Source organism: Streptomyces achromogenes subsp. achromogenes (assembly GCF_000720835.1).
Classification (GTDB): Bacteria; Actinomycetota; Actinomycetes; order Streptomycetales; family Streptomycetaceae; genus Streptomyces; species Streptomyces achromogenes.
The window spans coordinates 1-22,244 of the sequence record NZ_JODT01000006.1 but is presented as its reverse complement, the minus strand read 5'-3'; the positions used below and the strand labels follow the sequence as shown (position 1 = coordinate 22,244).

General features: G+C 71.4%; 16 protein-coding genes and 1 pseudogene. 14 read left to right on the top strand and 3 right to left on the bottom strand.

What is annotated here, in order from left to right; genetic code table 11:
* Window positions 1-80 precede the first annotated feature (80 nt).
* Window positions 81-767, bottom strand: a complete 687-nt coding sequence (locus IH25_RS0107670) for a maleylpyruvate isomerase family mycothiol-dependent enzyme (protein ID WP_030605135.1) — start codon at window positions 765-767, stop codon at window positions 81-83.
* Window positions 768-991: 224 nt separating this feature from the next.
* On the opposite strand from IH25_RS0107670, the gene uvrA reads away from it, so the two are divergent.
* Entirely contained in the window at window positions 992-4,072 is a 3,081-nt protein-coding gene (gene uvrA, locus IH25_RS0107665) for an excinuclease ABC subunit UvrA (RefSeq protein ID WP_030605133.1), read from the top strand.
* Between the two features lie 196 nt (window positions 4,073-4,268).
* Here uvrA and IH25_RS0107660 read toward each other — a convergent pair whose 3' ends face one another.
* The gene (locus IH25_RS0107660; RefSeq protein WP_030605130.1) at window positions 4,269-5,189 is read right to left on the bottom strand and encodes a carbohydrate kinase family protein; all 921 of its coding nucleotides are present in this window, start codon (window positions 5,187-5,189) and stop codon (window positions 4,269-4,271) included.
* A gap of 298 nt (window positions 5,190-5,487) precedes the next feature.
* Between IH25_RS0107660 and IH25_RS0107655 the strand changes: the two genes are divergently transcribed.
* Window positions 5,488-5,916 carry a Rieske (2Fe-2S) protein gene (locus tag IH25_RS0107655; RefSeq protein WP_030605127.1) on the top strand — a complete coding sequence of 143 codons (429 nt, stop codon included), beginning with the start codon at window positions 5,488-5,490 and terminating at the stop codon, window positions 5,914-5,916.
* Between the two features lie 63 nt (window positions 5,917-5,979).
* On the opposite strand, the gene IH25_RS0107650 is transcribed toward IH25_RS0107655, so the two are convergent.
* Window positions 5,980-6,927 carry a hypothetical protein gene (locus IH25_RS0107650; protein WP_030605124.1) on the bottom strand — a complete coding sequence of 316 codons (948 nt, stop codon included), beginning with the start codon at window positions 6,925-6,927 and terminating at the stop codon, window positions 5,980-5,982.
* A 584-nt stretch (window positions 6,928-7,511) separates the two neighbouring features.
* Here IH25_RS0107650 and uvrC point away from each other — a divergent pair.
* From uvrC to IH25_RS37415, 12 genes and pseudogenes are all read left to right on the top strand, one after another.
* The gene (gene uvrC, locus IH25_RS0107645; RefSeq protein WP_030605122.1) at window positions 7,512-9,623 is read left to right on the top strand and encodes an excinuclease ABC subunit UvrC; all 2,112 of its coding nucleotides are present in this window, start codon (window positions 7,512-7,514) and stop codon (window positions 9,621-9,623) included.
* Complete coding sequence (gene rapZ, locus IH25_RS0107640) at window positions 9,620-10,663, top strand: RNase adapter RapZ (protein ID WP_030605119.1); 1,044 nt, start codon at window positions 9,620-9,622, stop codon at window positions 10,661-10,663. The genes uvrC and rapZ overlap by 4 nt, the downstream gene beginning before the upstream one ends.
* Complete coding sequence (locus IH25_RS0107635) at window positions 10,660-11,727, top strand: gluconeogenesis factor YvcK family protein (protein WP_030605116.1); 1,068 nt, start codon at window positions 10,660-10,662, stop codon at window positions 11,725-11,727. The genes rapZ and IH25_RS0107635 overlap by 4 nt, the downstream gene beginning before the upstream one ends.
* A complete protein-coding gene (gene whiA, locus IH25_RS0107630; RefSeq protein WP_030605113.1) occupies window positions 11,718-12,707 on the top strand; it encodes a DNA-binding protein WhiA in 990 nt (329 codons plus the stop codon). The genes IH25_RS0107635 and whiA overlap by 10 nt, the downstream gene beginning before the upstream one ends.
* A 158-nt stretch (window positions 12,708-12,865) precedes the next feature.
* On the top strand, window positions 12,866-15,811 hold the full coding sequence (locus tag IH25_RS0107625; RefSeq protein WP_030605110.1) for a M14 family metallopeptidase: 2,946 nt from the start codon (window positions 12,866-12,868) through the stop codon (window positions 15,809-15,811).
* Window positions 15,812-16,109: 298 nt separating this feature from the next.
* Window positions 16,110-17,117 (top strand): type I glyceraldehyde-3-phosphate dehydrogenase, encoded by a 1,008-nt coding sequence (gap, locus tag IH25_RS0107620; protein WP_030605107.1) that lies wholly within the window; start codon window positions 16,110-16,112, stop codon window positions 17,115-17,117.
* Between the two features lie 134 nt (window positions 17,118-17,251).
* Window positions 17,252-18,463 (top strand): phosphoglycerate kinase, encoded by a 1,212-nt coding sequence (locus tag IH25_RS0107615; RefSeq protein ID WP_030605105.1) that lies wholly within the window; start codon window positions 17,252-17,254, stop codon window positions 18,461-18,463.
* Window positions 18,464-18,468: 5 nt separating this feature from the next.
* Complete coding sequence (gene tpiA / locus IH25_RS0107610) at window positions 18,469-19,245, top strand: triose-phosphate isomerase (RefSeq protein ID WP_030605101.1); 777 nt, start codon at window positions 18,469-18,471, stop codon at window positions 19,243-19,245.
* A gap of 109 nt (window positions 19,246-19,354) precedes the next feature.
* On the top strand, window positions 19,355-19,591 hold the full coding sequence (gene secG, locus IH25_RS0107605; RefSeq protein ID WP_078844172.1) for a preprotein translocase subunit SecG: 237 nt from the start codon (window positions 19,355-19,357) through the stop codon (window positions 19,589-19,591).
* A 234-nt stretch (window positions 19,592-19,825) separates the two neighbouring features.
* Complete coding sequence (locus tag IH25_RS0107600; protein ID WP_078637775.1) at window positions 19,826-20,161, top strand: RNA polymerase-binding protein RbpA; 336 nt, start codon at window positions 19,826-19,828, stop codon at window positions 20,159-20,161.
* 198 nt (window positions 20,162-20,359) lie between these two features.
* A complete protein-coding gene (locus IH25_RS0107595) occupies window positions 20,360-21,553 on the top strand; it encodes an MFS transporter (protein ID WP_030605093.1) in 1,194 nt (397 codons plus the stop codon).
* Between the two features lie 57 nt (window positions 21,554-21,610).
* Window positions 21,611-22,244, top strand: a pseudogene (locus IH25_RS37415) (glucose-6-phosphate isomerase); the annotation flags it as partial.

The window sequence follows — 22,244 nt, the reverse complement described above, 5'->3', positions numbered from 1 at the left end:
GTCGGCAGCCTATAGCGGGACGGCCCGGCGCACGGCCGTTCGGCCGGGCCCGTGGACCGCCCTGCTCCGCGAACGGCGTCCTAGAGCGGGGGCAGCTTCGGCAGCTCCCCGCCGGTCACCTCCAGCGCCGCGCCGTCGCGGCGTCCGGCGAGCCAGCCCAGCAGGTCCGCCGGCCGGCCGGTGACCGTGATCCCCGGCGCGTCGGCCCCCCGCCCGGTGATCCACGCGCGCGTGCCGTCCGTGAGACGGATCGCGGGGACGTCGGGATGCCCGGAGAACCGCTCCGCGAGGAAGCCGGTCTCCCGCTCCGTGAACTCGCCCGGCAGATACTCCAGCTCGTAGCCGATCCCGAGGTCGACGTGGTGCAGCTCCACCTCCACCCACCGGCGGAACGGGACCCGTGACGCGGAGTCGGTGACCCCGTTGCGCAGCTCCACCGTGCGCGACCAGTCCGCGGGCGCGTCCCCGGCCGCCTGGAAGCGGCCCGCGCTGTCCCTGACGTCGGCCACCTGGACCCGCACAGGACGCGGCGCGCCCTCCTCGATGTCGGCGTCCCGCGCCTCGGCGCTCGCGTACATGGGGCGGCCCTGGAGGACGTTCACGAGAGCGTCCGCGTTGCGGGCGAGGTGGGCGAGGACGTGCCCGCGGCTCCAGCCCGGGAGCCGGGAGGGCCCGGCGAGCGCGGCGTCGTCCAGTGCGGCGACCGCGGTGAGCAGCCGGTCGGTCGCCTCACGTACACAGACCAGGTCATGAGCGTGATCCATCATGGCGCCGACCCTAGCCCGGCCACTCCTTCGGGTGAAGGTGACGAACCCCGCCCGCAAATCGAATGCACGTGCTATATCGTCGGTGGCGGCATCGGGCATGCTGGAGGGCCGGGGATTGTTATGCAACCGGGCAATCCGCCCGACGTTGTCAGTGGCTCCCCCTAGTCTGAAGAAGCACAGGGGCCCCGCCCCTGTCACTTCTCCCAAGAAAGGTGCGGACCGGCGTGGCCGACCGTCTCATCGTCCGTGGCGCGCGCGAGCACAATCTGAAGAATGTCTCGCTCGACCTGCCTCGTGACTCGCTCATCGTCTTCACGGGCCTGTCCGGGTCGGGCAAGTCCTCCCTGGCCTTCGACACGATCTTCGCGGAGGGCCAGCGCCGCTACGTGGAGTCGCTCTCCTCGTACGCGCGGCAGTTCCTCGGCCAGATGGACAAGCCCGACGTCGACTTCATCGAGGGTCTTTCCCCCGCGGTCTCCATCGACCAGAAGTCGACCTCCCGCAACCCCCGCTCGACGGTCGGCACGATCACCGAGGTCTACGACTACCTGCGTCTGCTCTTCGCGCGCATCGGCAAGCCGCACTGCCCCGAGTGCGGCCGCCCCATCTCGCGCCAGTCGCCGCAGGCCATCGTGGACAAGGTCCTGGAGCTGCCCGAGGGAAGCCGCTTCCAGGTGCTCTCCCCGCTGGTGCGCGAGCGCAAGGGCGAGTTCGTCGACCTCTTCGCCGACCTCCAGACCAAGGGCTACTCCCGCGCGCGCGTGGACGGCCAGACCGTCCAGCTGTCCGACCCGCCGGTGCTGAAGAAGCAGGAGAAGCACACCATCGAGGTGGTCGTGGACCGCCTGACGGTGAAGGACTCCGCCAAGCGGCGCCTGACCGACTCCGTGGAGACGGCCCTCGGCCTGTCCGGCGGCATGGTCGTGCTCGACTTCGTGGATCTCCCCGAGGACGACCCCGAGCGCGAGCGCATGTACTCGGAGCACCTCTACTGCCCGTACGACGACCTGTCCTTCGAGGAGCTGGAGCCCCGCTCCTTCTCCTTCAACTCGCCCTTCGGCGCCTGCCCCGAGTGCACCGGCATCGGCACGCGCATGGAGGTCGACCCGGAGCTGATCGTCCCGGACGAGGACAAGTCCCTGGACGAGGGCGCCATCCACCCCTGGTCGCACGGACACACCAAGGACTACTTCGGCCGTCTGATCGGCGCCCTCGCGGACGCCCTCGGCTTCCGCACGGACATCCCCTTCGCGGGCCTGCCGCAGCGCGCCAAGAAGGCCCTGCTCTACGGCCACAAGACCCAGATCGAGGTGCGCTACCGCAACCGGTACGGCCGCGAGCGGGTCTACACCACCCCCTTCGAGGGAGCGGTGCCCTTCGTCAAGCGCCGGCACAGCGAGGCCGAGAGCGACGCCAGCCGCGAGCGCTTCGAGGGCTACATGCGCGAGGTGCCCTGCCCCTCCTGCGAGGGCACGCGCCTGAAGCCGATCGTCCTCGCGGTCACGATCATGGGGAAGTCGATCGCCGAGGTCTCCGCGATGTCGATCAGCGACTGCGCGGACTTCCTGGGCGAGCTGAAGCTGAGCGCCCGTGACAAGAAGATCGCCGAGCGGGTCCTGAAGGAGGTCAACGAGCGGCTGCGCTTCCTGGTCGACGTCGGCCTGGACTACCTCTCGCTCAACCGCGCGGCCGGCACCCTCTCCGGCGGCGAGGCCCAGCGCATCCGCCTGGCCACCCAGATCGGCTCCGGCCTCGTCGGCGTCCTGTACGTCCTGGACGAGCCGTCCATCGGTCTGCACCAGCGGGACAACCACCGGCTGATCGAGACCCTGGTCCGGCTGCGGGACATGGGCAACACGCTCATCGTCGTGGAGCACGACGAGGACACGATCAAGGTCGCCGACTGGATCGTGGACATCGGCCCCGGCGCCGGCGAGCACGGCGGCAAGGTGGTGCACAGCGGCTCCGTGAAGGAACTGCTGGCCAACACCGAGTCGCAGACCGGTGCGTACCTCTCGGGCCGCAAGGCGATCCCGCTCCCGGACGTGCGCCGCCCGCGCGACCCGTCCCGGCAGCTCACCGTGCACGGCGCCCGCGAGAACAACCTCCAGGACATCGACGTGTCCTTCCCGCTGGGCGTGTTCACGGCCGTCACCGGTGTCTCCGGCTCCGGCAAGTCCACCCTGGTCAACGACATCCTGTACACCCACCTGGCCCGCGAGCTGAACGGCGCCCGTACCGTCCCCGGACGGCACACCCGCGTCGACGGCGACGACCTGGTGGACAAGGTGGTGCACGTCGACCAGTCGCCGATCGGCCGGACCCCGCGGTCCAACCCGGCGACCTACACCGGTGTCTTCGACCACATCCGCAAGCTGTTCGCCGAGACCACCGAGGCGAAGGTCAGGGGCTACCTGCCCGGCCGCTTCTCCTTCAACGTCAAGGGCGGCCGCTGCGAGAACTGCTCGGGCGACGGCACGATCAAGATCGAGATGAACTTCCTCCCGGACGTCTACGTCCCGTGCGAGGTCTGCCACGGCGCCCGGTACAACCGGGAGACCCTGGAGGTCCACTACAAGGGCAAGTCCATCGCCGAGGTCCTGAACATGCCGATCGAGGAGGCCATGCACTTCTTCGAGGCGGTCCCGGCGATCTCCCGGCACTTGAGGACGCTGAACGACGTCGGTCTCGGCTACGTCCGCCTCGGCCAGTCCGCCACCACCCTCTCCGGTGGTGAGGCGCAGCGCGTCAAGCTCGCCAGCGAACTGCAGAAGCGGTCCACCGGGCGCACGGTCTACGTCCTGGACGAGCCGACCACCGGTCTGCACTTCGAGGACATCAGCAAGCTGCTCACGGTCCTCGGCGGACTGGTCGACAAGGGCAACACGGTCATCGTCATCGAGCACAACCTCGACGTGATCAAGACCGCCGACTGGATCGTGGACATGGGCCCCGAGGGCGGCGCCGGAGGCGGCCTGGTCGTCGCCGAGGGCACGCCGGAGGAGGTCGCCGGCGTCCCGGCCAGCCACACGGGCAAGTTCCTGCGGGAGATCCTCGGCGCCGACCGCGTCAGCGACGCCCAGCAGGTCAAGTCACAGCCCGGCGGCACGACCCGGAGGAAGACGGCCGCGGCCAAGGCACCGGCCAAGAAGACGGTGACGGCCAGGGCCAACAGCACCGCCACCAAGTCCAAGGCCAACAGCACCACCACGTCCAAGGCCAACAGCACCGCGACCAAGAAGGCCGCCACGGCCACCAAGAAGGCGACGCCCGCGAAGAAGACCACGCGGTCCCGCAGTTCCTGAGCCGACGGGCCCCCGAGGCCGGCTCGGTGCAGCCGGCCGTCGGCCCGACGCCTCGTCAGCAAACGGCGCCCCGCGGGAACTCCTCGCGGGGCGCCGCTCGTTCCACCCTCGGCAGGCCCGGTCCGGCGGCCCGGCAGGCCTCCGCACACCACCGTCCCGGTCGTACCTTGTCAACAGCACAGGGAAGAACAGCCGCTCACAGCGCGTCCGGATCGCCCAGTTCCGCCGCGTACGGCGGCTCGGCCCCCGCCCGCGAGCAGGTGATCGCCGCCGCCCGCGCCGCGAAGCGCAACAGCCGCGTCCAGCCCTCCGCCCCGAGGGCGGCGAGCGCCTCGGCGGACAGCGCGTCACGCTCGGCCAGCCCGTGCAGCAAAGCCGCGTTCACCGTGTCGCCGGCCCCGATGGTGTCCACGACATCGACCTTCTCACCCGGCACGGAATGCTCCCCGCCGTCCCGGGTGTACACGGTCAGACCATCGCCGCCCCGCGTGATCACCACCGCCGCCGGACCCGCGGCCAGCCATGCGCGCGGGGTGCCACCGAGCCACGCCGCGTCCTCCGCGGACAGCTTCAGCAGCGTCACCGAGGGCAGCCAGCTTTGAAAACGCTCCCGGTAGGCGTCCGCGTCCGGGATCAGTCCCGCCCGGATATTGGGGTCGAGCGCGGTGAACAGCCCCTGCCCGGCAGCGGTCCGCAGCAGTTCCTCGTAGGCGCTCGCCCCCGGTTCCAGGACGAGCGAGCAGGTACCGAAGGAGACCGCGCGCGTCCCGGCGGGGAGCGCGGCGGGGGCGGTGAACAGGCGGTCGGCGGTGCCTTCGACATAGAAGGAGTAGGCGGCCGAGCCGCCGGCGTCGACCGTGGCCACGGCGAGGGTCGTCGGCTCCGGTCCCCGTCGCACGTGGGACACGTCGACTCCGGCCCGCCGCAGCCCGTCCAGCAGGGCCTCACCGAAGGCATCGGTCGACATCCGCGAGCAGAAGGCGGTGGGGGAGCCGAGCCTGCCGAGGGCCACGGCGGTGTTGTACGGGCCGCCGCCCAGCGCCGGTTTCAGCTCCGCGAGGGCACCAAGCCCCTGCGGTACCAGGTCGATCAGTGCCTCACCGGCGACGACGATCACGAGGCGGTTCCCTTCTCGGACAGCGCGGATGGTGCGGTGCGTCCGGCGGCTTCGGCGCGGCCCGGCACCGGGGCGGTCGCAGGACACACGGTGGACGAACCTTCACCGCGCGGGCCCACCGTTCCTCACCGATCCGACCACCCGGCCCTCGGTCGTCTTCCGGCCGGGACGCTATCCCATGACCCGGCTCGGCGTAAACGCTCACGTGAGCGACCCCGCCCGCCGCCCCCCGCCCGGGAAGCGGCCCCTCTGTCCCGGTATCGTGCGCTCCGCACACCCCTTGACCAGTGGAGTCCAGATGCCCGCCTGCTCCTCCGCGAGCCGTCGTACCGTCCTTCGAGGGGCCGCCGCGGCCCCGGTCGCCGGGCTCGCCCTGGCGGCGTGTTCCGCTCCGGACGACGACGGCTCGTCCGCGTCCGCCGCCACCGAGGCCGTCGACCTCGGCAAGGAGAGCGAGGTCGCGAAGGGCGGGGCGAAGCTCTACCGGGATCACAACGTGGTGGTCAGCCGTGACCAGGACGGCGGCCTCAAGGCGTACAGCACGATCTGCACGCACGCGGGCTGCCCCATCAACAAGCTGGAGGGGACGACGCTGATCTGTCCCTGCCACGGCAGCCGGTTCGACGCCGTCACCGGCAAGGTGGTCGCGGCGCCGGCCACCGAGCCGCTGACCGAGCTGGCGGTGAAGGCCACCGACGGCCGGTTCGTCGCCGGTCCCGCGAACTGACCGCGGCGCCGCCGGGCCGGGCCGAGCGCCCCTCGGCCGGGCGGCGCGGGGCCGGGGGACCGGTCACTCCCAGTCCCAGGCGATCCCCAGGATGCCCGGCCGGAGCCGCGGTTCGACCACATGGGCGCTGTGGTGGGGGCCGGTCACGGACAGCTCCTGCCGGCCGGTGCGCGGGGCCGCGACCGAGTGCTGGGCGAAGCGATGGCAGCGCACCGGCAGCGCCGCCGGGTCGAAGCGCACCTGGAGCGCGTACTGGCCGCCGGGGAAGCCACACCGGTGCAGATACTCACGGGACGCCCCGGCCGTGCCGTCCTCGACGGCGTACCGGAAGAGAAAGGTGTCGCCCGAGCGCAGCCGCGTGCCGAAGAGCAGCTCGGCCACCAGGACGCCGGTGTCCCGGTCCCAGCGCAGGCGGCCGGTGCGGCAGTTCTCCAGGGCGTGCACGGTGACGCGGCGGGGGTCGCAGCCGGGGTCGCCGTGATGGACGGCGACGAAGCGGTCGACGTCGTCGCGGTGGGCGCGCACGATGTGGTGGGCCTCGCGGCTCACCAGCTCCCGCCGGGCGCCGATCCGGACGCATTCGTGGTGGCTCAGGGTGCGCAGTCCGCCGTCCGGTGACCAGCCGAGGCCGGCCGTGAGCCGGTCGAGGACGTCCGATGCCTCGACCAGGGAGCGGTAGGAGCGGCCCGCCGGGTGGTCGGCGGGCGCGTGTCCGTCGGATTCGGCGAGCAGCCGGATCAGCGACTCGTCGGGCAGCCGGAGGATCTCCTCCAGCGCCCGTACGGCCCGCAGCGACTCCGGGCGCTGTGGTCGGCGCGCGCCCTGTTGCCAGTAACTCAGGCTGGTGACGCCCACCTTGACCCCGTGGCGTGACAGATGGTGCTGCACCCGCTGGAGCGGCAGTCCACGTGCGGCGATCGCGGCGCGCAGCGCCACGTGGAAGGGGCCGCCCCGCAGGGCCGTGGCCAGTTCCGCGGTGGGAAGGTCCGCGTGCTCTGTGGCATGCCGCATGCCGAGGGGCCTTTCTGTGAGTGTCACTACGGCCGGTCACACCGCCTGCGCGGGTGTGCGGGGCCGCCTCCGGGGGCGCGGCGCACACCCGTGGCCGGGCGGGCCACGCCCGCACCGCCCGGTGCGCGGCCCCGATTCCCCCGCATTGAAGCGTGTTGACCAGGACCCGACAACACCTTGGCCCGGCCGTTCCGGACGACTGGCCGGACCTCGCCGTAGCGCGGACGGCGGAGCGGGCCGGGGCGTGGCGTGGTGCGGCCCTCTTCCCGGGCCCCGCCGGAGAGCGGCGGGCGGGCAGCGGGCGGCGCGTCCCCGGCACCCGGCATGGCCGGATCCTGGCCGTCGACTCAGGCGGCCACCGGACAGCGCTGGTCCAGTCAGGCGGCAACCGGACACCACTGGTCCAGCGCCCGGCGGTGGCTCCCCCGGCCCACGGCGCACCACCTCGGCCCCCCACGGCGCACCCCTCGGCCGCCCACGGCGCACCGCCGGTCCCGGGTGTGCCGGCATGCGGGCGCGGAGGTTATCCACAGGCCCGGCACAGGCCCGACGCGGTGTCGGTGCTCGCCAGTAGGGTGTGAGACATGGCCGACCCCTCCAGCTACCGCCCCAGGCCGGGTGACATCCCGGACTCCCCGGGGGTGTACAGGTTCCGCGACGAGCACCGCCGGGTGATCTACGTCGGAAAGGCGAAGAGCCTGCGCCAGCGCCTGGCGAACTACTTCCAGGACCTGGCGAACCTGCACCCGCGCACCCGGACGATGGTGACCACCGCCGCGTCCGTGGAGTGGACCGTGGTGTCCACGGAGGTCGAGGCGCTCCAGCTGGAGTACTCCTGGATCAAGGAGTACGACCCCCGGTTCAACGTCAAGTACCGCGACGACAAGAGCTACCCGTACCTCGCGGTGACGCTGAACGAGCAGTTCCCCCGCGTCCAGGTGATGCGCGGTCACAAGAAGAAGGGCGTGCGGTATTTCGGGCCGTACGCGCACGCCTGGGCCATCCGGGACACCGTCGACCTGCTGCTGCGGGTGTTCCCGGTGCGCACCTGCTCGGCCGGCGTCTTCAAGAACGCCGCCCGCACCGGCCGCCCCTGTCTGCTCGGCTACATCGACAAGTGCTCCGCGCCCTGCGTCGGCCGGATCACCCCCGAGGACCACCGGGAGCTGGCCGAGGAATTCTGCGACTTCATGGCCGGCCGGACCGGCACCTACCTCCGCCGTCTGGAGAAGCAGATGATGGAGGCGGCCGAGGAGATGGAGTACGAGCGGGCGGCTCGCCTGCGCGACGACATCGGGGCGCTGAAGAAGGCCATGGAGAAGAACGCGGTCGTTCTCGCCGACGCGACCGACGCCGACCTCATCGCCGTCGCCGAGGACGAGCTGGAGGCGGCGGTGCAGATCTTCCACGTACGCGGCGGCCGGGTCCGCGGTCAGCGCGGCTGGGTCACCGACAAGGTCGAGGACGTCACCACCGGCGCGCTGGTCGAGCACGCCCTCCAGCAGCTGTACGGCGAGGAGAGCGGGGACGCCGTTCCCAAGGAGGTGCTGGTCCCGGCCCTGCCCGAGCCGGTCGAGCCGGTCCAGGAGTGGCTGACCGGCCGTCGCGGGGCGAACGTGTCGCTGCGCATCCCGCAGCGCGGCGACAAGAAGGCGCTCATGGAGACCGTGCAGCGCAACGCCCAGCAGTCCCTCGCGCTGCACAAGACCAGGCGCGCTTCCGACCTGACCACCCGCTCGCGCGCGCTGGAGGAGATCGCCGAGGCCCTCGGCCTGGACAGCGCCCCGCTGCGGATCGAGTGCTACGACATCTCCCATCTCCAGGGCGACGACGTGGTGGCCTCCATGGTCGTCTTCGAGGACGGGCTCCAGCGCAAGGGCGAGTACCGCCGCTTCCAGATCAAGGGCTTCGCCGGTCAGGACGACGTCCGCTCCATGCACGAGGTGATCAGCCGCCGCTTTAGGCGTTACCTCGCCGAGAAGGAGCGGACGGGGGAGTGGGCCGACGGCACCGACGGCGCGGGTGGCACCGACGGCGCGGACGGCGCGGACACCGACGGCACGCTCGCCGGCCCGGAGGTGATCACGGACTCCCTCAAGGACGACGACGGCCGGCCCAGGAAGTTCGCCTACCCGCCCCAGCTGGTGGTCGTCGACGGCGGTCAGCCGCAGGTGGCCGCGGCCCAGCGCGCCCTGGACGAACTGGGCATCGACGACATCGCCGTGTGCGGTCTCGCCAAGCGCCTGGAGGAGGTCTGGGTGCCCGGCGAGGACGACCCGGTGGTCCTGCCGCGCACCAGCGAGGGGCTCTACCTGCTCCAGCGGGTGCGTGACGAGGCGCACCGCTTCGCGATCACCTACCAGCGCACCAAGCGCGCCAAGCGCTTCCGCGCCGGTCCGCTGGACGACGTCCCCGGCCTCGGGGAGACCCGCAAACAGGTCCTCATCAAGCATTTCGGCTCGGTGAAGAAGCTGCGGTCCGCCACCATCGAGCAGATCCAGGAAGTTCCCGGGATAGGCCGGAAGACGGCGGAGACCATCGCCGTGGCCCTCGCCCAGGCGGCCCCGGCCGCACCCGCCGTGAACACGGCGACCGGAGAGATCATTGAGGACGAGGAACCCGACACGACGGGGGATTCCTCAGGGGAGCCCGTGACCGCGGGCGTCCCGGACGAACGACGGGGGCAGGAGACATGACGGAGCACGACGCACAGCCCAGGGCACAGCGAGATCAGGCGCACGGCGCCACGGGCGGCGAGGCCGTCCGGCACGACACCGGCCAGGGCACGGCCCGGCCCGACGCCGGCCGGGAGACGGGCCAGGACAACGGAGCACAGGTGAATACGGGCAGCGAGACAGCCGGGGTCCCCGAGGCGGCCATCCCCGAGCTGGTGATCATTTCCGGGATGTCCGGAGCCGGCCGGTCCACGGCCGCCAAGTGTCTGGAGGACCTCGGCTGGTTCGTCGTGGACAACCTGCCGCCCGCCCTCATCCCCACCATGGTGGAGCTGGGCGCCCGCTCGCAGGGCAACGTGGCGCGGATCGCGGTCGTCGTGGACGTGCGCGGCCGGCGCTTCTTCGACAACCTGCGCGAGTCCCTCGCCGACCTGGACACCCGGGGCGTCACCCGGCGGATCGTCTTCCTGGAGTCCTCCGACGAGGCCCTGGTCCGCCGCTTCGAATCGGTGCGCCGGCCGCATCCGCTGCAGGGCGACGGACGCATCGTGGACGGCATCGTCGCCGAGCGCGAGCTGCTGCGCGAGCTGCGCGGCGACGCCGACCTGGTGATCGACACCTCCAGCCTCAACGTGCACGAGCTGCGCGCCAAGATGGACGCCCAGTTCGCCGGCGAGGAAGAGCCCGAGCTGCGGGCCACGGTGATGTCCTTCGGCTTCAAGTACGGCCTCCCGGTCGACGCCGACCTGGTCGCGGACATGCGCTTCCTGCCCAACCCGCACTGGGTCCCGGAGCTGCGCCCCTACACCGGCCTCAACGAGGAGGTCGCGGCCTACGTCTTCAACCAGCCCGGTGCGAAGGAGTTCCTGGACCGGTACGCCGAGCTCCTGCGGCTCATCGCCACCGGCTACCGGCGCGAGGGCAAGCGGTATGTGACCATCGCCATCGGCTGTACCGGCGGCAAGCACCGCTCGGTCGCGATGTCGGAGAAGCTCGCCGCGCGTCTCGCGGCCGAGGGCGTGGAGACGGTGGTCGTACACCGGGACATGGGACGGGAATGACGCAACGTACACCGCGGCTGGGCAGGTTGCGCCGGATGGTGCCCGAGGCGCGCGCCGGCCGCCCGGCCGAGGCCCGCGGCGGCCGGCCCCGCCGGCGCGGGGCCCAGCCCAAAGTGGTCGCGCTCGGCGGCGGCATGGGCCTGTCCGCGTCGCTCGCCGCGCTGCGCCGGATCACCGGCGATCTCACCGCCGTCGTCACCGTGGCCGACGACGGCGGCTCCAGCGGCCGGCTCAGGGACGAGCTGGGCGTGCTGCCGCCCGGCGATCTGCGCAAGGCGCTGGCCGCGCTGTGCGGCGACGACGAGTGGGGCCAGACCTGGGCCCGGGTCATCCAGCACCGCTTCCAGTCCCAGGGCGATCTGCACGAGCACGCGGTCGGCAACCTGCTGATCGTCGCCCTGTGGGAGCAGCTCGGCGACCATGTGCAGGCCCTGGACCTGGTCGGCAAGCTGCTCGGCGCGCACGGCCGGGTGCTGCCCATGTCCGCCGTGCCGCTGGAGTTGCAGGCCCTGGTCAAGGGCCACGACCCGGACCGCCCGGACGACGTGGACACGGTGCGCGGGCAGGCCACGGTCGCCCTGACCCCCGGCGAGGTGCAGTCGGTGCACCTGGTGCCCAACGACCCGCCCGCGGTCCCCGAAGCCGTGGCGGCGGTCCTGGACGCGGACTGGGTGGTGCTCGGCCCCGGCTCCTGGTTCTCCTCGGTCATCCCGCATCTGCTGGTGCCCGAGTTGCTGGACGCCCTCACCGAGACCAAGGCGCGCCGTGTGCTCTCCCTGAACCTGGCGCCGCAGCCGGGAGAAACAGAGGGCTTCTCCCCGCAGCGTCATTTGGAGGTTTTGGGGCGACACGCCCCTAAACTCGCCCTGGACGTGGTGCTGGCCGACGAGGCCGCCGTGCCCGACCGCGATTCACTCACCGAGGCCGCCAAGCGGCTGGGAGCCGCGGTCGAGCTGGCGCCGGTGGCCCGGACCGACGGATCGCCCCGGCACGACCCGGAGCTGTTGGCCGCCGCGTACGACCGTATTTTTCGGATGCATGGAAGGATCGGCCCATGGCGATGACGGCAGCGGTGAAGGACGAGATCTCCCGGCTCCCCGTCACCCGGACCTGCTGCAGGAAGGCGGAGGTCTCCGCCATCCTGCGGTTCGCCGGCGGCCTCCACCTGGTGAGCGGGCGCATCGTGATCGAGGCCGAGCTGGACACCGCGATGGCGGCGCGCCGGCTCAAGCGGGACATCCTGGAGATCTTCGGCCACAGCTCCGAGCTGATCGTGATGGCCCCCGGCGGGCTGCGCCGCGGCTCGCGCTACGTCGTCCGGGTCGTCGCGGGCGGTGACCAGCTGGCCCGGCAGACCGGCCTGGTCGACGGGCGGGGCCGGCCGATCCGCGGGCTGCCCCCGCAGGTGGTCTCCGGTGCCACCTGCGACGCCGAGGCGGCCTGGCGCGGGGCCTTCCTGGCGCACGGCTCGCTGACCGAGCCCGGCCGTTCCTCCTCTCTGGAGGTGACCTGCCCGGGCCCGGAGGCGGCGCTCGCCCTGGTCGGCGCGGCCCGCAGACTGTCCATCGCCGCGAAGGCCCGCGAGGTGCGCGGGGTGGACCGGGTGGTCGTCCGCGACGGCGACGCGATCGGCGCCCTGCTCACCCGGCTGGGCGCGCACGAGTCGGTGCTGGCCTGGGAGGAGCGCCGGATGCGCCGCGAGGTGCGGGCCACGGCCAACCGGCTCGCCAACTTCGACGACGCCAACCTGCGCCGCTCGGCCCGGGCCGCCGTGGCCGCCGGCGCCCGTGTCCAGCGGGCCCTGGAGATCCTCGGCGACGAGGTTCCCGAGCACCTCGCCGCCGCCGGGCGGCTGCGCATGGAGCACAAGCAGGCCTCCCTGGAGGAGCTGGGCGCGCTCGCCGACCCGCCGCTGACCAAGGACGCGGTCGCGGGCCGTATCCGCCGGCTGCTGGCGATGGCCGACAAGCGGGCGGCCGACCTGGGCATCCCCGGCACGGAGGCCAACCTCACCGAGGAACTGGCCGAGAACCTGGCCGGCTGACACCGGACGGAGCGTCAACTCGCCGGTGCCGTCACCCCCCTTTCGGGTGATCGGCACCGGCGTTCGCGTGTCCATGAGGCGCTCTTGACTCGATCATCGAGTGCCATGAGCCTGGCAGCCTTGTTCGCCGCTGGTGCGGACCACCTGTAGGGGGGTTCATGAGACACAGAGCGAGATCGATCCTCGCTGTCGGCGCGCTGATGATCGGCGGAGCGAGCCTCGCACCCACAGCCCAGGCACGGAGCGAAGACCCGTCACCCGCGCCGGAAGAGGTCAGGGTCTTCCACGCGGAGGTCACCGAGCAACAGGTACCCCTGCTGCTCCAGGCCGGTCAGGACGGCCACGAACTCGGTGAGCGCACGGCCCGGGGAGGCAGGACCCGGGTCGAGGTCTACCTCACCGGCAAACAGGCCGCGCGACTGCGCGAGCAGGGCGTCGCCCTCACCGAGCACACCCTCTCGGCCAAGGCCGAGGCCCGCATCGAGGACGCGGCCCAGGGCGTCTTCCGCCCGTACAGCGGAAGCGGCGGGCTGAAGGAGGAGATCCTCCGCACCGCCGGGGCCCACCCCGGCCTCACCAAGGTCGAGTCCATCGGCAGGACCATCAAGGGCCAGGACATCCTCGCGCTCAAACTGACCGGGAACGCCAGGAAGTCCGAGGACGGCTCCAAGCCGGCCGTGCTCTACATGTCCAACCAGCACGCGCGCGAGTGGATCACGCCGGAGATGACCCGCCGGCTGATGCACTACTACCTGGACCACTACAAGACCGACCGGCGGATCAAGAAGATCGTCGACTCCACCGAGCTGTGGTTCGTCCTCTCGGCCAACCCGGACGGCTACGACTACACCTTCAAGGGCCCCGACACCCGCCTGTGGCGCAAGAACCTGCGGGACGTCGACGGCGACGGAGTCATCGGCAGCGGTGACGGTGTCGACCTCAACCGCAACTTCCCCTACAAGTGGGGCTACGACAACGAGGGTTCGTCCCCCAACCCCACCAGCCAGACCTACCGCGGCGCGAGCCCCGCCTCCGAGCCGGAGACCAGGGCCCTGGACGCCCTGGAGAAGCGGATCGGCTTCCGCTACGGCATCAACTACCACTCCGCGGCCGAACTCCTGCTCTACGGAGTGGGCTGGCAGGTGGCCACGCCGACCCCCGACGACGTCCTGAACCGGGCACTGGCCGGCACACCGGACAACTCGGCCGTCCCCGGCTACCGCCCGCAGCTCTCCTCCGAGCTGTACACCACCAACGGCGAGGCGGACGGCCACGCGTCGAACGTCAACGGGATGGTCATGTTCACCCCGGAGATGTCGACCTGCAAGACCGCCTCGGACAGCGACCCGGACGACGCCTGGAACAGCCGGGACTGCCGGTCGGGCTTCACCTTTCCGGACGACGAGACGCTGATCCAGCGGGAGTTCGCCAAGAACATCCCGTTCGCGCTCTCCGTCGCCGAGACCGCGGCGCACCCCGACCGGCCGGCCTCCGCCGTCGGCCTGGACGCAGCCGACTTCACCCCGGCCGCGTTCACCACGTCGTACTCCCGGGGCGCGGACCAGGAGGTCGCGGTCGTCGCCCGCAAGGCGGTCCGGGACAAGGAGCTCAAGTACCGCGTCAACGGCGGCCGTACGCTCGACCAGGCGCTCAGGCCCTGGAAGGGCGGCGAGACCTACGGCGGCGAGGACAACCTCTACTTCGACGAGTACCGCGCCAAGGTGCGGGACGGCGAGCCGGGCGACCGGGTGGAGGTGTGGTTCACCGGCGAGACCAGGAGCGGCAGGAAGGTCTCCAGTCCCCACTTCACCTACACCGTCGCGCGGCGGCCGGCCGCCGACACCCTCGTGGTCGCCGAGGAGGCGACCGCCGCCACCCAGGCACGGATCTACGCGGACGCGCTCCGCGCGGCCGGGCACCGGGCCCTCGTGTGGGACGTGGCGACCCAGGGCGCCCCGGACGCGCTCGGCGTGCTGAAGCACTTCCGGACGGTCGTGCACTACTCCGGCGCGAACGGCCCCGGCAACGCCACCCAGCTGCGGCTGCGCGCCTACCTCAACGAGGGCGGCAGGCTGATCGAGGCCGGCGAGCGGGCCGGCGGCAGCGTCGACCTCGGCGACGGCACCCCGTCGGACGACTTCAGCCAGTACTACCTGGGCGCCTACAGCCGTATGCCGGCCAAGGGAGCCACCGGCTTCACCGGCTCCGGCGCGCTCGCCGGCTTCTCCGGCGCCCTCGGTGACGCGCCCGGCAACCCGCTGGACGCGGCGGGTACCTACGGCGTCACCTCCGAGGAGCTGCCGGTCGCCGAGTTCCCGCAGTTCAGGAGCGCGGCCGCGGGGGCGTTCCGCGGGACCGTCAACCCGTACGGGCCGTACGCGGGGGCCTTCATGGCCGTCGCCGCGCACACCGACAACGCCTACAAGCGGCTCACCCGCACCATCGACCTCACCGGTGTCACCGCCGCCGACCGGCCGGCCCTCGGCGCCCGGCTGCTGTGGGACACCGAACCCGGCTACGACCACGCGGTGGTCGAGGCGCACACCGTGGGCGCCGACGACTGGACCACGCTGCCGGAGACCTCTGGGGCCACGCGGACGGCCGTGCCGGACGAGTGCGGCTCCCTGCTCGGCGAGCACCCGTGGCTGAAGCACTATCTGACGCCGGCCGGCACCACCTGCACCGCGACCGGGACCACCGGTTCCTGGAACAGCCTCGACGGCGCCTCCGACGGCTGGCAGCAGGTGAGCTTCGACCTGAGCGCGTACGCCGGGAAGTCCGTCGAGGTCTCGATCGGCTACATCACCGACACCGGCACCGGCGGGTACGGCGTCCTGGCCGACGAGGCCTCGCTGGTCCTCGGCGGCGCGGCGCGGGAGACGGAGGGCTTCGAGGCGTCCCTGGGCGCCTGGCGGGCGGCCGGACCGCCCGCGGGCAGCGCCCCGGTGCAGAAGGACTGGGCCCGAGGCGGGGCCCTGTTCCGGACCTACGCGGCGGTCACCACGGACGACACCGTGCTGCTCGGATTCGGCCTGGAGCAGGTGGTCTCGGCGGCCGACCGGACGGCCCTGCTGAGGAAGGCGTTCGCCGCGCTCGACAGGTGAGCGGAGACCCCTCTCAACGGTGCGCGGACGGGCGGTTCATCAAGTGAGCCGACCCGCTCACGAACGAGTGAAAATGGCGTCGAGAGTGCCCGGCAATCCCTAACAAATACGGGTGAATCCACTGTCGATCCGGGGCGGTCCGTACCTCTACTGGCGGGTACGGACCGCCTGCCCGTGTATGGGTCGTCTCGATGTCACCCAGGGGGCCTCGGAGAGGTAGGGTCGGGGGTGGTCGGGGACATCCCAAACAGAGCTCGCCGGCACCGCATAGCCGGCGTACCAACGAGGAGATCGGTTCGTGACGATCCGCGTAGGCATCAACGGCTTCGGCCGCATCGGTCGTAACTACTTCCGCGCCCTGCTGGAGCAGGGGGCGGACATCGAGGTTGTGGCTGTCAACGACCTGGGTGACACCGCGACCACCGCCCACCTGCTCAAGTACGACACGATCCTGGGCCGCCTCAAGCAGGAGGTCACCCACACCGCCGACACGATCACCGTCGACGGCCACACCATCAAGGTGCTCTCCGAGCGCAACCCGGCCGACATCCCGTGGGGCGAGCTGGGTGTCGACATCGTCATCGAGTCCACCGGCATCTTCACCAAGAAGGAAGACGCCGCGAAGCACATCGCCGGCGGCGCCAAGAAGGTCCTCATCTCGGCTCCGGCCAAGGACGAGGACATCACCATCGTCATGGGCGTCAACCAGGACAAGTACGACCCGGCGAACCACCACGTCATCTCCAACGCCTCCTGCACCACCAACTGTGTGGCGCCGATGGCCAAGGTCCTCGACGAGAACTTCGGCATCGTCAAGGGCCTGATGACGACGGTGCACGCGTACACGAACGACCAGCGCATCCTGGACTTCCCGCACAAGGACCTGCGCCGCGCCCGTGCCGCCGCCGAGAACATCATCCCGACCACCACCGGCGCCGCCAAGGCCACCGCCCTGGTCCTGCCGCACCTCAAGGGCAAGCTGGACGGCATGGCCATGCGCGTCCCGGTCCCGACCGGTTCGGTCACCGACCTGGTCGTGGAACTGAGCCGCGAGGTCACCAAGGAAGAGGTCAACGCCGCCTTCCAGAAGGCCGCCGAGGGCGAGCTGAAGGGCCTCCTCGACTACACCGAGGACCAGATCGTCTCCTCCGACATCGTCAACGCCCCGGCGTCCTGCACCTTCGACTCCTCCCTGACCATGGTCCAGGAGGGCAAGAACGTGAAGGTCATCGGTTGGTACGACAACGAGTGGGGCTACTCCAACCGCCTCGTGGATCTCACGGTCTTCGTCGGCAACCAGCTCTGATCGCAAACAGCAGGACCACGAAGTGAGAGCAGGGCTCGGGCAGCGCACCGTCGCGCTGACCGGGCCCTGTCCCACGTAGCGACCACGCCCTTTTACGATCAGGTGCACACGAGCCCTCCTCAGGAGTCCACCCCATGAAGACGATCGACGAACTTCTCGCCGACGGCGTGAGCGGCAAGCGGGTCTTCGTCCGCGCCGACCTCAACGTGCCGCTCGCCGACGGCACGATCACCGACGACGGCCGCATCCGCGCCGTCCTGCCCACCGTCAAGGCCCTCGCGGAGGCGGGCGCCAAGGTGGTCGTCGCCTCGCACCTGGGCCGCCCCAAGGGTGCCCCGGACCCCGCCTTCTCGCTGCTGCCCGCGGCCGAGCGCCTCGGTGAACTGCTCGGCGCCCCCGTCGCCTTCGCCGAGGACACCGTCGGCCCCGCCGCCCACGACGCCGTCGACGGCCTCCAGCCGGGCCAGGTCGCGGTCATCGAGAACCTGCGCTTCAACCCCGGCGAGACCTCCAAGGACGACACCGAGCGGGGGGAGTTCGCCGACCGGCTCGCCGCCCTCGCGGACGTCTACGTGGGCGACGGCTTCGGCGCCGTCCACCGCAAGCACGCCTCCGTCTTCGACCTCCCGGCCCGGCTGCCGCACTACGCCGGCTACCTGATCGCCACCGAGGTCGGCGTGCTGAAGAAGCTCACCGATGACGTCAAGCGGCCGTACGCGGTCGTGCTCGGCGGCGCCAAGGTGTCCGACAAGCTGGGCGTCATCGACCACCTGCTGGAGAAGGCCGACCGCATCCTCATCGGCGGCGGCATGGCCTACACCTTCCTCAAGGCCCAGGGCCACGAGGTCGGCATCTCCCTGCTCCAGGAGGACCAGATCCCGGCGGTCAAGGAGTACATGAAGCGCGCCGAGGAGCGCGGGGTGGAGTTCGTCCTCCCCGTCGACGTCCTCGTCTCGCCCGACTTCCCGGACCTGAAGACCAAGGCCCCGGCCAACCCCACCACGGTCGCCGCGACCGCGATCCCGGCCGACCAGGAGGGCCTGGACATCGGCCCGGAGACCCGCAAGCTGTACGCTTCGAAGCTCGCCGACGCCGCGACCGTCTTCTGGAACGGTCCCATGGGCGTCTTCGAGCACCCCGACTACGCCGAGGGCACCAAGGCGGTCGCCCAGGCCCTCGTCGCATCCGACGGCTTCACCGTCGTCGGCGGCGGTGACTCCGCCGCGGCCGTGCGTACGCTCGGCTTCGACGAGAAGGCATTCGGCCACATCTCGACCGGTGGCGGCGCCTCCCTCGAATACCTCGAGGGCAAGACGCTCCCCGGCCTCGCCGCACTGGAGGACTGACCTCGATGAGCACGCGCACGCCGCTGATGGCGGGCAACTGGAAGATGAACCTCAACCACCTCGAGGCCATCGCGCACGTCCAGAAGCTCGCCTTCGCCCTGGCCGACAAGGACTACGAGGCCGTGGAGGTCGCCGTCCTGCCGCCCTTCACCGACCTGCGCTCCGTGCAGACCCTGGTCGACGGCGACAAGCTCAAGATCAAGTACGGTGCCCAGGACATCTCCCAGCACGACTCCGGCGCCTACACCGGCGAGATCTCCGGGCCGATGCTGGCCAAGCTGAAGTGCACCTACGTGGTGATCGGCCACTCCGAGCGCCGCCAGTACCACAACGAGACCGACGAGCTGGTCAACGCCAAGGTCAAGGCCGCCTACAAGCACGGCCTCACCCCGATCCTGTGCGTGGGCGAGGAGCTGGACGTCCGCGAGGCGGGCAACCACGTCGCCCACACCCTCGCCCAGGTCGAGGGCGGTCTGAAGGACCTCCCGGCCGAGCAGGCCGAGACGATCGTGATCGCCTACGAGCCGGTGTGGGCCATCGGCACCGGCAAGGTCTGCGGCGCCGAGGACGCCCAGGAGGTCTGCGCCGCGATCCGCGCCAAGGTCGCCGAGCTGTACTCCCAGGACGTGGCCGACAAGGTCCGCATCCAGTACGGCGGCTCCGTGAAGTCGGGCAACTGCGCCGAGATCATGGCCCAGCCCGACATCGACGGCGCCCTGGTCGGCGGCGCCTCGCTGGACGCCGACGAGTTCGTCAAGATCGTGCGCTTCCGCGATCAGTGACGCCCCGACCGTGAGTAGGCGGTAGCGGCGATACGTCGTACTCTTGCGGGGGCACAGCCGAGCGCTGTGCCCCCGTCGTCCATCCGAATCCGAGGAAGTTGGTCCAGCCGTGGTTTTGGGGTTCTCGATCGCCCTGATCGTCTTCAGCCTGCTGCTGATGCTGCTGGTGCTGATGCACAAGGGGAAGGGCGGCGGCCTGTCCGACATGTTCGGCGGCGGCATGCAGTCCTCCGTCGGCGGTTCCTCGGTCGCCGAGCGCAACCTCGACCGGATCACCATCGTGATCGCCCTGCTGTGGTTCGCGTGCATCATCGTCCTCGGCCTCGTGATGAAGTCGAACAGCTGACGCACGACCGGCGCGAACCAGCCGTACTTCCGGACCGCGCCGCGGATTTCCCCCGCAAAGCCCCATGTTGGGTACGCGCCTGTGAGCGCGGCCTATCATGGGGCTTGCGTCTTGGTGTGGGGGCCGGTAACTCCAATCACTGGACGCGCGTTGGGCCTTACGTAGACTGAGGCGCTCGCGGCGAAGCGAAACGCCGACTCGCTTCGCGGCACCATCACGCAGGGAGTTACGACCGTGGCAAGTGGCAACGCGATCCGAGGAAGCCGGGTCGGGGCGGGGCCGATGGGCGAGGCCGAGCGCGGCGAGTCCGCACCGCGTCTGCGCATCTCCTTCTGGTGCTCCAACGGGCACGAGACGCAGCCCAGCTTCGCCAGCGACGCGCAGGTTCCCGAGACCTGGGACTGCCCCCGCTGCGGCTTTCCGGCCGGCCAGGACCGGGACAACCCGCCGGCCCCGCCGCGCACCGAGCCCTACAAGACGCATCTCGCGTACGTCCGCGAGCGGCGCAGCGACGCGGACGGCGAGGCGATCCTCGCCGAGGCGCTCGCCAAACTGCGGGGCGAGATCTAGGACTTCACACCGGCCGGGTGCCCGAGGGCGCCTGGCCGGAGCCGTCTGACGCCCCCTCGGCCCCGACCGATTGTCAGTGGTGCCCTCTACGGTGTGCGCATCGCACATCGTGAGGGGGAGAGCGTGGCCGGAGCCGGCACGGAGAGCGGGGGCACCCCCGCCTGGCGCGGGGGATTCGGGCGGTTGTGGACGGCCGCCGTGGTGTCCCGGTTCGGTGACGCGCTGCGCACCTCCGCGCTGCCGTTGCTCGCCGTGCGCCTCACCGACGAGCCCCTCGTGGTCGCCTCCGTCACCGCCTGCGGCTATCTGCCCTGGCTGCTGTTCGGGCTGCTCGGCGGCGCCCTGGCGGACCGGGTCGACCAGCGGCGGGCGATGTGGCTCGTGGACACCGTACGGGGCGTGCTCGTCGCCGGTTTCGCCCTCGCCGTGGGTCTGGGGCACGCCTCCGTCCCGCTGCTGATCGCCCTCGCCTTCTCGCTCACCGCGCTCCAGACGCTCTTCGACAACGCCGCCACGGCCCTGCTGCCCTCCCTGGTGGAGCGCGGGGCGCTCGGCAGCGCCAACGCCCGGCTGATGACCGGTCAGCAACTCGCGGGCGGGCTGCTGGCGGCCCCGTTCGTGCCGCTGCTGCTGACGGCCGGCGCCTTCACGCCGTTCGCGACGGACGCCGGCACCTATCTGGTGGCCGCCGCGCTCGTGGCGTCCCTGCGGATACGCCCGCCGGAGCGGGAGCCGCGCGCGGCGGGCACCACCCTGCGCTCGGAGGTCGGCGCGGGCCTGCGCGCCCTGGGCCGGGACCGGGTCCTGCGCGCGGTGTGCCTGGCGACGCTGCTGTGCAACATCGGCATGGGCGCCCTGATCGCCACGCTGGCGCTGCACGTCACCCGCTGGCTGGACGCGGGCGACTCCGGCTATGTCGCCGCCATGACGGCGTACTCGGCCGGCAGCCTGGCCGGCGGATTCGTCGCCCAGCGGATCGCCCGCCGGACGGGGCGGGTGCGGGCCCTGCTGTACGGCTGCGTGCTCCAGACGGGCTCGCTGCTGCTCATCGGCTCCGTGCGGCACGTGGCCGCGCTGGTCGCCGGGATGGTCCTGCTCGGCGCGATGACCATGGTGTGGAACGTCAACCAGGTCACGCTGATGCAGCAACGCGGCCCCGAGTCGATGGTGGGCCGCATCGCCGCCGCCTTCCGCACCGCCTCCGTCTCCGGTGCCCCGCTCGGCGCGTTCCTCGGCGGCGCCGTGGCCGGGCTCTACGGCCTCAACGCACCCGCCCTGCTCGCGGCCGTCCTGTTCGCGTCGGCCGTCGCCGCGCTGATACCGGCCCGCGGGCCGGACGTATCCGTCGTCGCCCCGGAGAACGGCGGCGCGACCGCTCACCCGGGGCGCTGATCAATTAGGTTGGAGCCGGCAGCGGACAGGTTGCAGGAAAGAAGGCTGAAGACGGACATGAACGCAGACGGCCGTACCAGGCTCCACCAGACGCCCGAGTGGACCGCCCTCGCCAAGCACCGGGAGGAGCTGGCGGACACCCGGCTGAGGGAACTGTTCGCATCCGACCCCGGGCGCGGCACCGGGTACACGCTCAAGGTCGGCCGTGATCGAGGTCGACGGCGAGAACGTCGTGCCCAAGGTGCACGCGGTGCTGGACAAGATGGCCGGCTTCGCCGACCGGGTCCGCTCCGGCGCGTGGACCGGCTACACCGGCAAGCGCATCCGCAATGTGATCAACGTCGGCATCGGCGGCTCCGACCTCGGCCCCGCGATGGCCTACGAGGTGCTGCGCACCTTCACCGACCGCGACCTCACGGTCCGCTTCGTCTCCAATGTGGACGGTGCCGACCTGCACGAGGCCACCCGGGACCTGGACCCGGCGGAGACGCTGTTCATCATCGCCTCCAAGACCTTCACCACCATCGAGACCATCACCAACGCCACCTCCGCGCGCCAGTGGCTGCTGGCCGCGCTGGGCGACGACGCCGCGGTGGCGAAGCACTTCGTGGCGCTGTCGACGAACGCCGGGAAGGTCGCCGACTTCGGCATCGACACGGACAACATGTTCGAGTTCTGGGACTGGGTCGGC

Excerpts from the sequence above, each read along its gene's own strand:
- IH25_RS0107615 (WP_030605105.1), top strand. The coding sequence starts at position 17,252 with ATGAAGACGATCGACGAACTTCTCGCCGACGGCGTGAGCGGCAAGCGG.
- IH25_RS0107625 (WP_030605110.1), top strand. The coding sequence starts at position 12,866 with ATGAGACACAGAGCGAGATCGATCCTCGCTGTCGGCGCGCTGATGATC.
- uvrC (WP_030605122.1), top strand. The coding sequence starts at position 7,512 with ATGGCCGACCCCTCCAGCTACCGCCCCAGGCCGGGTGACATCCCGGAC.
- whiA (WP_030605113.1), top strand. The coding sequence starts at position 11,718 with ATGGCGATGACGGCAGCGGTGAAGGACGAGATCTCCCGGCTCCCCGTC.
- tpiA (WP_030605101.1), top strand. The coding sequence starts at position 18,469 with ATGAGCACGCGCACGCCGCTGATGGCGGGCAACTGGAAGATGAACCTC.
- IH25_RS0107635 (WP_030605116.1), top strand. The coding sequence starts at position 10,660 with ATGACGCAACGTACACCGCGGCTGGGCAGGTTGCGCCGGATGGTGCCC.
- IH25_RS0107655 (WP_030605127.1), top strand. The coding sequence starts at position 5,488 with ATGCCCGCCTGCTCCTCCGCGAGCCGTCGTACCGTCCTTCGAGGGGCC.
- IH25_RS0107650 (WP_030605124.1), bottom strand. The coding sequence starts at position 6,927 with ATGCGGCATGCCACAGAGCACGCGGACCTTCCCACCGCGGAACTGGCC.
- IH25_RS0107670 (WP_030605135.1), bottom strand. The coding sequence starts at position 767 with ATGATGGATCACGCTCATGACCTGGTCTGTGTACGTGAGGCGACCGAC.
- rapZ (WP_030605119.1), top strand. The coding sequence starts at position 9,620 with ATGACGGAGCACGACGCACAGCCCAGGGCACAGCGAGATCAGGCGCAC.